At 71.8% G+C, this 13,476-nt stretch carries 9 protein-coding genes and 1 pseudogene; 3 read left to right on the top strand and 7 right to left on the bottom strand.

What is annotated here, in order from left to right; translation table 11 throughout:
- Positions 1 to 133: 133 nt before the first annotated feature.
- The 6 genes from AC5WRT_RS15215 to AC5WRT_RS15190 form a co-directional block, all read right to left on the bottom strand.
- Positions 134 to 793, bottom strand: a complete 660-nt coding sequence (locus AC5WRT_RS15215) for a nucleotidyl transferase AbiEii/AbiGii toxin family protein (protein WP_496093814.1) — start codon at positions 791 to 793, stop codon at positions 134 to 136.
- The gene (locus AC5WRT_RS15210) at positions 790 to 1,152 is read right to left on the bottom strand and encodes a hypothetical protein (RefSeq protein ID WP_104780549.1); all 363 of its coding nucleotides are present in this window, start codon (positions 1,150 to 1,152) and stop codon (positions 790 to 792) included. The genes AC5WRT_RS15215 and AC5WRT_RS15210 overlap by 4 nt, the downstream gene beginning before the upstream one ends.
- Positions 1,153 to 1,598: 446 nt before the next feature.
- Positions 1,599 to 3,080: a long-chain-fatty-acid--CoA ligase gene (locus tag AC5WRT_RS15205; protein WP_496093813.1), complete on the bottom strand. Its 1,482-nt coding sequence runs from the start codon at positions 3,078 to 3,080 to the stop codon at positions 1,599 to 1,601.
- 19 nt (positions 3,081 to 3,099) lie between these two features.
- On the bottom strand, positions 3,100 to 4,806 hold the full coding sequence (locus AC5WRT_RS15200) for an aldehyde dehydrogenase family protein (RefSeq protein WP_496093812.1): 1,707 nt from the start codon (positions 4,804 to 4,806) through the stop codon (positions 3,100 to 3,102).
- 38 nt (positions 4,807 to 4,844) lie between these two features.
- The gene (locus tag AC5WRT_RS15195; RefSeq protein ID WP_496093811.1) at positions 4,845 to 6,152 is read right to left on the bottom strand and encodes an MFS transporter; all 1,308 of its coding nucleotides are present in this window, start codon (positions 6,150 to 6,152) and stop codon (positions 4,845 to 4,847) included.
- 378 nt (positions 6,153 to 6,530) lie between these two features.
- Positions 6,531 to 7,559, bottom strand: coding sequence for a sulfatase-like hydrolase/transferase (locus tag AC5WRT_RS15190; RefSeq protein WP_496093810.1), 1,029 nt, complete (start codon positions 7,557 to 7,559; stop codon positions 6,531 to 6,533).
- 441 nt (positions 7,560 to 8,000) lie between these two features.
- Between AC5WRT_RS15190 and AC5WRT_RS15185 the strand changes: the two genes are divergently transcribed.
- Together AC5WRT_RS15185 and AC5WRT_RS15180 are read left to right on the top strand one after the other, a co-directional pair.
- Positions 8,001 to 9,149: an AraC family transcriptional regulator gene (locus tag AC5WRT_RS15185; protein WP_496093809.1), complete on the top strand. Its 1,149-nt coding sequence runs from the start codon at positions 8,001 to 8,003 to the stop codon at positions 9,147 to 9,149.
- A 75-nt stretch (positions 9,150 to 9,224) separates the two neighbouring features.
- Positions 9,225 to 10,220, top strand: a complete 996-nt coding sequence (locus AC5WRT_RS15180; protein ID WP_496093808.1) for an SUMF1/EgtB/PvdO family nonheme iron enzyme — start codon at positions 9,225 to 9,227, stop codon at positions 10,218 to 10,220.
- Here AC5WRT_RS15180 and AC5WRT_RS15175 read toward each other — a convergent pair.
- Positions 10,133 to 11,272 (bottom strand): annotated as a pseudogene (locus AC5WRT_RS15175) (PucR family transcriptional regulator); the annotation flags it as partial. The gene AC5WRT_RS15180 and the pseudogene AC5WRT_RS15175 overlap by 88 nt on opposite strands.
- 235 nt (positions 11,273 to 11,507) lie before the next feature.
- On the opposite strand from AC5WRT_RS15175, the gene AC5WRT_RS15170 reads away from it, so the two are divergent.
- A complete protein-coding gene (locus AC5WRT_RS15170) occupies positions 11,508 to 13,328 on the top strand; it encodes an FAD-dependent oxidoreductase (protein WP_496100310.1) in 1,821 nt (606 codons plus the stop codon).
- Positions 13,329 to 13,476: the final 148 nt, after the last annotated feature.

The following is a 13,476-nucleotide window of genomic DNA, read 5'->3' as shown; positions in this document are numbered from 1 at the left end:
ATCGCTCGGCCGACCTGCACATCGGCCGTGCAGGGCAGCCACCACTGTGGACGGCTCCGGGTTGGAGCCTGCTGGCTACACCGCATCCTCTCGTTGCAACGGCGGTAGAAGGGATGGACGCGATGACCGTCTCTCAGGCGTTCTCGTCATGGATCCGCGCACCCAGATCCTCCGCCCACGCCAGCGCCCACGCCTTGAGTTCTTCGATCTGCCGGGAGGTGAGCCCGTACGCGGTGTAGTCCTCATCCTCGTACCAGTCCGCGCCGACGAGCCGGTCCCGGAGGTCTTCGAGGCTGAACTCGTCGTGGGCGCGACGGCGGCCCAGGGATTCGAGGTCGGCGGCGGAGCGGTGGCGGGAGGCAGCCTGGACATCGATGAGGTCGCGGACGGTACCGCGGTCGGCGAGGGCACGGACCTTCGTACCGATCACGTCGTCGAGGGAGAGAACGGGGCCGTAGGGGGTCTGGGCGGGCGGAGCCCAGAACGCCTCCTTGAGGACGTCGACCTCGCACTCCTCGCCGGTGTCCGGATCGGTGACGAGGAACCGGCCGCTGAGCGGATCGGTCTGGACGTGCGTGGTCCGCCACCCGCGCGCGCTGAGACCCGCTGTGAGTGAGGCGACGATCTCCTGCATCGGAGCGGGATTCTCCGTGGCGACGTCGAGGTCACGGCTGAAGCGTTCGACCAGGCCGTGGGCCTGCACGGCGTATCCGCCGGTGAGGACCAGAGGGTAGGGGGAGCCGAGATCGAGGATGTCGGCGAGGAGACGCTCGTGGAGCGGAGTGAGCTTCACGCGGCGGTCGTGTCGGCCGGAGCGGTGCGGAGCAGCTCGGGGAAAGCGTCCTCCCAGACCTCGCGGATGTAGGGACTGATCAAGCGCCGCAGCACGGGCCACTGCTCGATGAGCAGCCGGTGGTGCAGGAGGGCCACCAGGTCCTCACTCAGTCCTTCGGCTAGGACGGTCCGGTAGAGCGTCATGCGGGACTTCGGACGGTCCAGGCTGTAGCTCGTCCGCCCGGACCAGACGATGTGGAGCGGCAGGTCCACGTTGCCCTCGACGGGGCCGGCCAGCTCCTGCAGGCGCTCGGGCAGTCGGCTGCGGTAGCGGTCCCGCAGCACCTCGGCACGGGGAGCGGTGATCGTCGTGTCCATGCATCTAGTATCGCTGCCGGACAGCGGCGGCATGGCGCATACGAGGCTCCCCTGTCGTACGTACGGGTCGGGCGCCGCCCGCCCCTCCCTCGGACATCTCACTCAGTGACCGCGGCGCATCACGGCCGCCCCGTCCAGCCCTCAGGTGGAGCACTACAACCGCTGCCGACCCACGCAGGTCCCCCGTCATGGCGGCGATCATGTCCTCAAGCCGGGACGCTTATGCGCCCGATGCTGACCGTTTGCTGACCCGAACGAGCTCATCAAGCCTATGACCTGCAAAAACACCCAAACGCTAGATCTTGGACCTGAACATGGTACGAAACAGGAAGAAACTCCCGATTCGTCTGCTCCCTGCCTGCTTCTGCAGGTCAAACCATCTGACGCCGCGCCAGTCGCTCGAGTGGCGCGCGGGTCGACATCCCGGCCGCTCCGCGCAAGCAGGGTCAACGGCTCTCGGGGGCGGTGATCCGACGCTTGAGGATCTTGCCGGTGGGGCCCTTGGGCAGAGCGTCGACGAGCCGGACCTCACGCGGGTACTTGTAGGCCGCCACTCGCTCGCGGACGAACTCCCGCAGTTCGTCCGCGTCAGCCGCACTGCCGTGGCGCAGTGCGACCACGGCGGCGACCTCCTCGCCGAGCGTGACGTGTGGTATGCCGATCACTGCGGCCTCGGCCACGGCGGGGTGCTCGTACAGCACCTCCTCGATCTCGCGCGGGTAGACGTTGTAGCCGCCGCGGATGATGAGGTCCTTCTTGCGGTCGACGATGTAGTAGTAGCCGTCCTCGTCGACGCGGGCCAGATCGCCGGTGCGCAGCCAGCCGTCGACGATGGTCTCGGCGGTCGCCTCGGGACGGTTCCAGTAGCCCGCCATCACGTTGTGCCCGCGGACGCAGAGCTCGCCGACGCCGTCCTGCGGGTCGAGAAGGCACATCTCGACCCCCTCGACGGGTGTGCCGACGGAGCCGGGCCTGCGGGGCCGGTCGGGGTGGTTGAAGGAGGCGATCGGGGAGGTCTCTGACATGCCGAAGCCCTCCAGGACCGGACATCCGAAGGCGGCCTCGAAGGCGTGGAGGACCTCCACCGGGAGTGAGGCTCCGCCGGAGGCGCACAGCCGCAGCGAGCCGGTGCCGTGCTTCTCGGCGCCGCGCTCGTGTTCGGCGAGCATGGCTGCGTACATGGTCGGCACGCCCTCGAAGACGGTGACCCGTCGCTCGTCGATGGTGCGCAGGGCCCGGCCCGGGTCGAAGCGGGCGAGGAGCGTGAGCCGGGCACCCGTCGTCACGGCGGCGTTCATGGCGCAGGACTGTCCGAAGGCGTGGAAGAGCGGCAGGCAGCCCATCACCACGTCGTCGGGGGTGAGCCGGAGCAGGGTGCGCCCGCCGATCTCGGCGTTGCGGGCCAGCCCGGCGTGGGTGAGCATGGCGCCCTTGGGCACGCCTGTGGTGCCGGAGGTGTAGAGGATGACGGCGAGGTCGTCGTCCTTCCGGGGGACGGCCGGTGCCGGGTCCGGGTGCCCGGCCAGCAGCGTCTGGAGCCCACCGGACACGATCGGCACCACCGGTGTTCCGGTGCCCTCGGCGCCGACCCGGACCTGGTCGGCGGCGCCGTCCCAGGCCAGGAGCAGCGCCATGCCGGAGTCGCGCACCTGGTGGGCGATCTCGCGCGGTTTGAGCAGGGGGTTCATCGGCACCACGACGGCACCGGCGCCCAGCACGCCGTAGTAGAGCACGGGGAACTCGGCAAGGTTGGGCAGCATCAGGCCGACCCGGTCGCCGGGGCCGACCCCGTGGGCGGCGAGGAGTGCGCCGGTGCGACCGGCGAGGGTGGCCAGTTCGGCGTAGCTCAGCCCCTGGTCGCCGAGTTCGACCGCACGGCGGTGGCCGTGCTCGGCTGCGGCGCGGGCGAGGAAGTCGTTGAGGTTCATGAGGGGGATCAGCTTCCTGTCAGCCGCGGAGTGCGGAGGCGAGGACGGCGGGGAGCCGGGTGGGGTGGGGTGCGGTGGTGAAGCCGGTGACGCGTCGCAGGGTGGTGCGCCCGGTGCGGTTGGTGACGAAGTACGGGGGGCGGGGTGAGAGCGAGGGCGAGCCGGTGAACAGGCCGCGCGGGGCGGGCGCGAAGGGCGCGCGGACCACGGTCTTCTCGACGTCCTCGAGCAGATACGCGTTGTTGACGAAGCCGATGCCGCTGCCGATGGCCTGCCGGGTGTTGCCCGGGTGGGCGCCCCAGGGCGTGTAGCCGAGCAGGAAACCGACGGCGGACCAGCAGTTGACGCCGAGGGTGCCGTAGCGCAGGTCGGCGATGGCCGCCTCCACCACGGCCCGGTGGGTCCGCTCGGTGGCCGGGTGGACGATCAGGGTCGCGCCGAGCGTGCCGGGGAGGGTGCCGTTGGCGAAGCCGACGGCGTTGCCCAGGAACTCGGCCGGGCTCTCGCCGGGCAGGCGTACGACGCCGAGGGCGCTGGCGAACACCTCGCCGCTGAGCAGCAGGTCGTCGTGGTCGGCGAGGTCCGGTACCAGCAGCCGGCAGCCGTCGCCGTAGCTCTCGGCCTGCGGATGCGCCGCGCGGACCGCGGCCAGCCGCCGGTCGGCGCCGGGGTAGTAGTCGCTGCGGGCGGGCAGGGTGCGCAGCACCTCGCGGATCTCGTCGAGCAGCCGCTCGGTGCCGGCCCAGGAGCGGGGCAGCACCAGTACCTGGGTGGCGATGCAGTTGTGGCCGGAGTTGTTCATCTTGCTGGTGACGATGTGCTCGGCCTGGAAGCGGAGGTCGGCCGCGCTCCACTTCCCCGGCACCACGATGCACGGGCTGACGCCGCCCAGCTCGCTGGTGAAGGGCTTGTCGACCAGCGGCCGGTCGTCGCGGCGGCGCTGTTCGGCCCCCTCGTCGGTACCCCACATGATGGCGTCGTGGGTGCGGTCGCTGCCGGTGACGTGGATGGAGTCCACGCCCTCGTGGGTGGTGAGGTACGCGCCCTCGGCGGGGCCGCCGTCGACGAACCGCAGCCAGCCGTGCTGGGTGAACTCGGCGAAGATCCGCTCGAAGTGGGGTCGCAGATAGGCGTTGACCGGGTTCATCTTGGCGACGACGACCTGGCCCTCGCCGTAGAGCTTGTGCAGGATGTCGACGGCGGTCAGGGCGGCGACGTTGCCCGCGCCGAGCACCAGCGCCACCCCGGCCGGCTCCGGACGGCCGCGGTACTGTCCGGCCGCCCGGGCGCGGACCTCCTCGGCGGTGGTGCCCGGCCGCATCCGGACCTGGGCCGAGCAGCCGCTGAGCAGCAGCCGGTCCCAGCCGGTGACGGGGAAGACGTCCACCCGGGTACGGCCGCCGTGTTCGTGGACCGCCCGCGCGGGCAGCGGGTCCCGGCCGGCGGCGATCCGCCGCAGGACGTGCAGGCGTGCGCCGACGTTCTGGGCCAGCGCCCACGGGCCGCCCGCCCAGTCCTCCGCGGCCCACGGGGAGTCGGGGCCGTACCCCTTGGCGCGGGCGCCGGCCGCGGCCAGTTCGGCGGCTGTGTCGCGGATGCGGGGCATCAGCCGCTCCAGCAGGCCGATCCGCTCGGCGAGCGGCGCCGCGGCCCAGGACGCGGCGCTCTCCCGCAGTTCGCGCAGCGCCCGGTCGAGACCGGATGTATCGAAGGTGGTGCTGTTCACGTCACTCCTTGGATGGCGGACAGGGGGGACGGAGTACGTCACGCAGCCAGGCGACGCGCGTCGCGGGCCGGATCGATCAGGGTGACGGCAGCGGTACCGCCGATCAGCAGGAGCGCGCCCACGACCAGCACGGCGTGCCGGTAACCGGCCGTGCCCTGGGTGTCGACGAGGTGGCCGGTCAGCGCGGGGGCGACCAGGCCGGCCGTCGTGACCACGGCGGTCATCAGGCCGAGGGAGCCCCCGCGGCGCCGGCCGGGGACGAGTTCGGCCACCGAGGTCACCGCCACGCTCACCATGAGCCCGGGCAGGCCGAAGCCGGCGATCAGGAGCACGACGGCGAGTGCCCCGCCCGCCAGTTGCGACAGGCCGAGACAGCACAGGGCGCAGGCGATCACCGTGATGCCGCCGACCCGGGCGCGGGCCCAGCGGCTGCTCACGCCGCGGCGCAGCAGCCATCCGGTCAGTCCGGCCTGGCCCAGCATGGCGACGCCGTTGACGGCCCAGAGCGCGGCGACCAGGTTCGCCACGGCGGTGTCCGAGTAACCCAGCCCGTCACGCAGGTAGGAGGGCACCCAGACCAGCGCCAGCGCGGTCAGCCAGTAGGTGCTGAAGAAGGCGACCGTGCTGCCGATCCAGCTACCGGTGCGGAGGATGCGCAGATAGGAGGCGTCGGCGAGGATCGGGTCACGGGCCCCCGTACCCGCATGCGTGGGGGTGTCGACCGCGTGGTCGCCGTCCCGGCCGAGGGTGGCCCAGACCGCGGCCCAGACCACGCCGACGGCCGCGACCACGCCGAAGGCGGAACGCCACCCGTGGTGGTGGATCATCCAGGTCAGCCCGGGGGCCGCTGCCACGACGCCCAGGGTGGTACCGACGGTGATCAGGGAGCCGGGCAGGTTGCGCTTGCGGTCGGGGAACCAGGACAGGGCGCTGTGCTGGGCGACGGGAAAGGCCGGCCCCTCCGCGGCCCCGAGGAGGATCCGGGAGGCGACCAGCACGGCCACCCCGCCGCCGAGTGCCATGGGTACCTGGGCGACCGACCACAACAGCGCCATCCCGAGCAGCAGCCACCGCGGCCGTACCCGGTCCGCCAGCAGCCCGACCGCCGCGCCGCAGATGGAGAACAGCAGGAAGAACGCGCTGTTGGCCACTCCGAAGGACGTCGCCGACAGGTGGAGGTCACGTCGGATCGAGTCGGCCGCCAGTCCCATGACGGACTTGTCGGCGAAATTGACCATCATGAAGATCACGAGCAACCCGGTGACGATCCACGCCCGTCGCCTGGCGTGGGGTGCCGCTGGGGAGAGATCGGCGGTTCTGACGGGGACGACGTCGTTGTCGGTCACGATGGCTCCGGGAAGGTGGCTGTTGCGGGCGGGAATCGGACGGGGCAGGGGCGAGGGGGAAGTCGGCGATCGCGATGCGCCCTCATGCCGCGCCGCTGCGGGTGTGGTCGGTGATGGCGTCGTACCGGACGGCGGTGTGGTCCCGGGTGACGACGGGGTCGGGCGGCCGGCGGAAGCCGACCCGGGACTCGGGAACGCGGGAGGCCGGGCTCGTGCGGCAGCTCCCGGCCCTCCTCCTCGGACAGCCCCGCGTCGCGGGTGGTGAACGGCTGCGGTGCGTCGCCGCGGCGCGGACGACGCACGCTCGTACCGGCGTACGACACGCAGGGGCCCGCGCCTGCCGGTGGTCCGCTCCCGCGGCGAGTACGGGGTCGGGGACTACTGCACGGACACCATGGCCTGTGCCTCGCCCGCCGGGTCCTCGCAGAGGTCGTCGCCGACTTCCGGGACGACCTTCTCCATCCGCCCGCTGAAGCGGCCGCCCGGGGTGCCGTAGTCGGTCACAGGTACGCCGTTGTCCTCGCCGACATCCAGCCAGTCGGTGGCGTGGTAGATGAACGGAATGGTGTGGTTCAGCCGCACCGACCCGGCCGGCTTGCCGTCGACGAACAGCTGACCCATGCCTCCCTTGCCCACACCGCCGCCGTCGTAGGTGAAGCGGTAGCGCAGGGTGTGCCTGCCGGGGCCCAGCCGCCCGGGGGCGCTGATGTTGCCTCGTCGAAGGCGTAGGCCATGGAGACGCCTTCCATGGGCTTCTGGGACACGCCGTTGACCGAGGTGGGCTCGGGGATGCCGGCGAGTTCGAGGACGGTCGGCGCCACGTCGTTCATGTGGGTGAACTGGTGGCGGACCTCGGTCGGTCTCGGCGCCCATGAATCCGTAGAAGCGCTCGAAGCCCTCACCGGTCGGCCAGCGGTCGAACGGGCCGGACCGGCTGGTCTCCCAGGTCGGCGTCTGATGCCACTTGCCGAAGCAGGACGTGTTGTAGCCGTTCATCCGCAGGATCTCCGGCAGTGTCGCGCAGGGCGCGGGACGTGCGGAGGTGTATCCGGTCTGGCTGGTGGCGATCTCGGTGATGCCGCCGGCTCCCACCGTGTGGTGGTTGCGGCCCGACAGGGGGCTGGCGCGGCTGGGCGAGCACATCGCCGTGGTGTGGAAGCGCGACAGGCGCAGGCCGTTCTCGGCGAGCCGGTCGGCCACCGGCATCCGGCAGGGGCCTCCGAACGAGGACGAGGCTCCGTAGCCCATGTCGTCGATGAGGATCAGCAGGACGTCGGGTGCGCCCTTCGGCGGTCGCGTCCTGGTGACGGGCTCGGGCATCTCCGCATCGCGCACGTCCATCGGGGTGGCCGTCGGCCGCCTCGGCTCGTTGATCGGGAGTGTGGCGCGGTAGGCGGGGTTCACCACGGGACGGTTCCTTTCCGAGCGCTGGGTGGTACGGATCACACGCGGCCACGGCACATGCCACCGCGAGGTGCGCCCGCCATCACCATGGCGAAGAACCCCGCGGTGGGTCTTGCCTTCGGGTGCCGACAATTTGGCTTCGCGCGACACCGTGCGCCGGTCGCGTCGCGCAGGTGCGGGGCAGGACGGAAGCGGTCACACGACCCGATGTGCGACCGCACGGTCCGCCGCCCCGGCCTTGTGCGCGCGCACAGTGCCGCTCCCCGGTCGGCTGCTTAAGCTTCTCCGAGCTGCCCTGGCGACGGCGTTCCGCGCCGGTCGTGGCCGCCTGGCCGGGCTGTCCACAGCGGTCTCGTCGGCGTGGCCCCGCAGCGCGCAGCCGACAGGGAGCCGGAGGCCGGTGCCGGTGGACCACAGTGGCCCGACGAGGAGGTACGGCCGCCGATGAGCCGAGAAGCAGCTGTCGCGCAGGACCTCGTGCCGGACCGCTCCACGGGCGGGCATCGCGAGAGCCGGACCTGCCGGCCGAACCGCCCGTACGCTGCCGCAGGACACGGGCTGGTCCGCGGTTCCGCGCTGAGCGGATTCCGTGAGCTGGTCACGGAGTTGGGCGGCGCCCCGGACGACCTGCTCCAGCGCGCCGGGATCGAGCCCGTGGCGGCGGGCCGGTACGAGGAGTATCTGTCCTTTCGGCGCGTCATGGAGGTGCTGGAGGCCGCCGCCGAGAGCACCGGGACACCGGATCTGGGGCGCAGGCTGGGCCGGCGGCAGAGTGCGGACATCCTCGGGCCCGTGGTACCCGCCGCGCGTACCGCCCGTACCCTCGCGGAGGCGGTCGAGGTCTTCAGCCGCTACCTCGGAACCTTCTCCACGGCCTGCTCGCTCCGGCTGGTCTCCCGACCCGGCGAAGGCCTGGCGTTCGTGGAGTTCCGCAGCGCCCTCGGTCGGCGGTGGCTCCATCCCCAGGGGGCCGAGGCGGTCCTGGCACGTGCGCTGACGGTGCTCGAACTGCTGGCCGGTTCGTCTCTCCTTCCTGTCGACATCCACGTTCCGCACGGCCCGCTGACGCCGCGCGCGAACTACGAGAGCGACTTCTCCACCACAGTGCTCTTCGACCGGCCCCGGCCGGGATTCACCATCAGCGCCTCGGACCTGGGCCGCCCCCTGGAACACGACCCGGTCACCCACCGGGTGCTCATGGAGCACCTCGCCGACACCGCCCCGCGGGACAGCGCCTGCCTCGTACGCCCGGTCACCGAGCTCGCGGAGCAGATGTTGCCCGAGGGAGTACCCACCCTCGAGGACATCGCCGCCCGACTGGGCCTGCACCCGCGCGCCCTGCAACGGCGCCTCGCAGCGGAGGGGTTGTCCGTCACCGATCTGGTCGACGTGGTGCGTCGGGACACCGCCGAGCGGCTGCTCGCGGAGACGGACATGGCATTGGGCCGGATCGCCCGCCGACTGGGCTACGCCGAGCAGAGCGCCCTGTCCCGTGCCTGCCGGCGCTGGTTCGGCATGGCGCCCTCCGGCGTACGGCGCGCGGCGCGGCACGGCCGGCACAACGGGGCATCCGCGGCGGCAGCGCACGCCTGAATCGGCTTGGCCGCCACGGCACAGCGGCGCTCGTGGGTCCGCCCGCAGGACGAGGAAGTCAGGAGAGGATCGCCCATGGGCAACCCCGACTCGCAGCACCGCAGTTGCTGCCATCCCTCGCGCGCGTCCGCGTCCGGGTCCGCGGAGGCCGTGGAACTGGTGCCCGGCTCTCGGAGGGCCGGTGGTCGGAGTGGATCGGTGGCGCTGGCGGGAGGCGAGTTCCTCATGGGTACTGACAGCTCGGAGGGTTTTCCGGACGACGGCGAGGGCCCGGTGCGCAGGGTGCGCGTCAGCCCGTTCCGCATGGCCGTCCACACGGTGACCAACGCCGAATTCGCCCGGTTCGTCGAGCACACCGGCCATGTCACCGAGGCCGAGCGGTTCGGCTGGTCCTACGTCTTCGCCTCCTTTCTGCCCGGCGCCCTGCGCAGGACCTCGCACCGGCTGGAGGGAACCCCCTGGTGGTGCGGCGTCGAAGGGGCCTGCTGGCGCGCGCCGGAGGGGCCGGGCAGCGACGTGGCGGGCCGGGAAGGTCATCCTGTCGTACATGTCTCCTGGAACGACGCCGACGCCTGCTGCCGCTGGGCGGACGGCCGACTGCCCACAGAGGCGGAGTGGGAGTGCGCGGCACGTGGCGGGCTCGAGCAGCGTCGCTACCCGTGGGGCGACGAGCCGACTCCCGGCGGGGAGCACATGTGCAACATCTGGCAGGGTCACTTCCCCACGAAGTACACCGCAGAGGACGGCTACCGGGGCACGGCTCCGGTGGACGCGTACCGGCCGAACGGCTTCGGCCTTCACCACATGGCCCGCTCCCCGCCCGTTCCGCCAGGGGCGAGGATTGCGACGCCTTGCCGAGCAGCTCCGCCCCAAGGGGGCGGCGCTCACCGCGGCAGCGCCCGGCTGCCGAGGCGGTGCATGAGTTCCAGGGCGAGGGACACGGCCAGGCGGCGCTCGGTGACCCGGTATCCCAGCAGCGTTTCGGCGCGGGCGACCCGGTGCAGCACGGTGTTGCGATGGGTGTGCAGCCGCTCGGCTGCCCGCGGGGCGTTTCCGCCTTCGTCGAGGTAGACCCGGAGGGTGGACCGCAGGGTGAGGTGCGCCGGATCGGCGCCGCACAACGGCCCCAGGGTGGAGGTGATGAACTCCGCCATGCGCTCCTCGTTCTGGCTGACCAGGGCGACGGCTTCGATCTCGTGGTAGGCGGTGAGCTGCTCCCCGTCGGGTGTGCCGGCCAGGAGCCGCTGGGCCGCGAGCGCCGCGGCGTGGCTGCGCCGGAACCCGGTCACGCCGTCGCGGAGGGGGCCGAGGACCGCGCGCACCCTGGGAGCCGTGTGGGCGATGGCGTCGCGGAGTTCCTGGCAGTCCGGTTCGTGGCGGACCGGAAGCCATGCCCACAGCGTGCGCGTGCCGGCAGGCAGGGTGAGGGGCGGCCGCGAGCAGGCCACCGTCGAGAGAGTTCCGGCAGCTTGCTCGAGCATCCCGTGGACCTCGCCCGGCGGATCGGACCACAGCACCGCGGCGACGTGCCTTCCGGTGAGGTCGTAGTTGAGCTGTCGGCCGGCTCGTTCGGCGCTGATGGGGGCGCCGTCGAGGAGGAGCCGGATCGTCTCGGCTCTCCGGGCCAGTGCCCCGGAGAGCAGGTCCTGGCGTTCCTGCTGCATGCGCCTGATGACAGTGTCCAGCACACGGTCGACGTATTCGTACATCAGGGCCGAGGACACCTGGAGCACCTCGACCAGGTCGGCACGGGACGGGACGGTCTCGGCTGCGAGGTCCATCCATCGCCGCCATGCCACGTTCTGGCCCCTGCGATAGGACTGCACGAGGGCGTCGAGTTCGGCGCCACGGCGCACCAGCGTCCGGGCGAGGTCGAGGGTCTCCACAGGTGCGTCCCGGGAAACCGGCTCGCCGGGACGCACCTGCATGGCCGTCAGCCAGCGCAGCACGTTCGCCCGGCTGCTGGCCTGGCTCTCCGCGGCCAGCGTCGGGTCCTCGGCCAGGACCGGGGCCACCTCGAAGATGGCCGCGTCGATGTCCAGGAGGAGGGCGTCGACCTCGTCGAGGACCCGTCCCGCGACCAGCTTGATCGCGGACGCGATGTCCGGGGCGGCCGACTCCATGGCCTCACGCTACCCGCGCCGGTGCGACGGCACAACGGACACCGCTGGTGCTGGGCAGCCGCACATCCTTCCGGGCTGCCGTTCCGGCTTAACGTGTGGCCACACCTGTCGCGGGAGGCGCACAGCGGTCGACACCGACGGCCGCTCGCCGACGAATCCCGTGGGGCGGACTCCCGAAACGGTCCCGCCCTTCCCCGGACGGTGGCCACCCTCGTCTCTCCCTCGGAGGCTGACCATGACAACTCCCGCCGCCCCCCGTGACCACGGCCGGCCGCCGGAGGAGAACGAGTTCGACCACGACGTCGTCGTGGTCGGCTCCGGCTTCGGCGGTTCGGTGGCCGCACTGCGTCTGACCGAGAAGGGCTACCGTGTCGCCGTCCTTGAGGCCGGCCGCCGCTTCACCGCCGCCGACCTTCCGAAGAACTCGTGGGACCTGCGCAACTACCTGTGGGCCCCCGCTCTGCGCCTCTACGGCATCCAGCGCATCCACCTGCTGCGCAACGTGCTCGTCCTGGCCGGCGCCGGCGTCGGCGGCGGCTCCCTCAACTACGCCAACACCCTGTACGTGCCCCCGAAGGCGTTCTTCGACGATCCCCAGTGGGGCCACATCACCGACTGGCAGGAGGAACTGGCGCCCTTCTACGACCAGGCGCAGCGCATGCTCGGGGTGCGCCTGAACCCCACGCTGACCCCTTCCGACGTCCACCTGAAGACGGTTGCCGAGAAGATGGGGGTGGGGTCCAGCTTCCACATGGCGCCGGTCGGCGTGTTCTTCGGGGACGGCGAGGACGCGGGCTGCGGCCGCCGGGTGCGGCCGGGTGAGGAGGTCGACGACCCGTACTTCGGCGGCGCGGGACCTGCTCGCCGGGCCTGCACCGAGTGCGGTGAGTGCATGACCGGCTGCCGCCACGGCGCCAAGAACATGCTCACCGAGAACTACCTGCACCTCGCCGAGCGCGGCGGCGCCGAGATCCACCCGCTCACCACCGTCACCCGGATCAGGGAGGAGGGCGACGGCTACATCGTCGACACCCGTCGCACCGACTCCCGCAGGCGCGGGCAGCGCAGCTTCACCGCCCGCCGCGTCGTGGTCGCCGCAGGCACCTACGGCACCCAGACCTTGTTGCACACGCTCAGGGCACGCCGCGATCTTCCGCACATCTCCGACCGGCTGGGCCACCTCAGCAGGACCAACTCCGAGGCCATCGTCACGGCGCAGACCACCGACCGCCGCTACGGACGCCGTACCGACTTCACCGAGGGCGTGGCGATCACCTCCTCCATGCACCCGGACGAGTACACCCACATCGAGCCGGTGCGCTACGGCAAGGGCTCCAACTCCATGGGGCTGCTGGCCGTACTCCAGGCCCCGGGTGGCGGCCGCGGCCCGCGATGGCTGCGCTTCCTGGCCACCTGCGTCCGGCACCCGGCCCTCTTCGCCCGCTCGCTGAGCAAACGCCGCTGGTCGGAGCGGGCCATCATCGGCCTGGTCATGCAGTCCCTGGACAACTCCCTCACCGTCTCCCTCAAGCGCGTGCGCCGGGGCAGGGGCGTGCTGACCTCCCGCCAGGGACACGGGGCCCCCAACCCGACCTGGATCCCCGCCGCCGAGCAGGCCGCCCGTCTGCTCGCCGACGAGATCAACGGCTTCCCGGGCCACACCGTCGGTGAACTCCTCGACATCCCCTTGACCGCGCACTTCATCGGCGGCTGCCCGATCGGCGACAGCCCTGCAACCGGCGTGGTCGACCCCTACCACCGCCTCTACGGACACCCGGGGATCACCGTCGTCGACGGCTCCACCGTCTCCGCCAACCTGGGAGTCAACCCCTCCCTCACCATCACCGCCCAGGCCGAGCGCGCGATGTCCATGTGGCCCAACAAGGGCGAACGCGACTCCCGGCCCGCCCAGGGCGAGTCCTACCGGTACACCCCTCCGGTCGAGCCGGCCCGTCCCGTCGTGCCCCACACGGCCTTCGCCGCCCTGCGCCTCCCGCTCCTGCCCGTCCCCACCGTCCGCACGGAGACCCCCGAGCGCCGCCAGCACGGCAATTGACCTGCACGACCGAGATCTCCAGGTGACGAATGGACCAGGAACGGAAATGCAGGCCGTGTCCACCACGTGGCACTCGAGGACTCCGCCGGGAACGCGCTCGATTCTCGAGCAGGATGGTGTGCGCGGCCTGGGTCGCAACCGCGAGATC

It is taken from the genome of Streptomyces sp. NTD91, from assembly GCF_059510455.1.
This window is presented reverse-complemented; position numbering and strand designations above follow the sequence as displayed.

Bases quoted from the DNA above. Each gene is read 5' to 3' on its own strand.
- AC5WRT_RS15205 (WP_496093813.1), bottom strand. From the start codon at position 3,080: ATGAACCTCAACGACTTCCTCGCCCGCGCCGCAGCCGAGCACGGCCAC.
- AC5WRT_RS15180 (WP_496093808.1), top strand. From the start codon at position 9,225: ATGGGCAACCCCGACTCGCAGCACCGCAGTTGCTGCCATCCCTCGCGC.
- AC5WRT_RS15185 (WP_496093809.1), top strand. From the start codon at position 8,001: ATGAGCCGAGAAGCAGCTGTCGCGCAGGACCTCGTGCCGGACCGCTCC.
- AC5WRT_RS15170 (WP_496100310.1), top strand. From the start codon at position 11,508: ATGACAACTCCCGCCGCCCCCCGTGACCACGGCCGGCCGCCGGAGGAG.
- AC5WRT_RS15210 (WP_104780549.1), bottom strand. From the start codon at position 1,152: ATGGACACGACGATCACCGCTCCCCGTGCCGAGGTGCTGCGGGACCGC.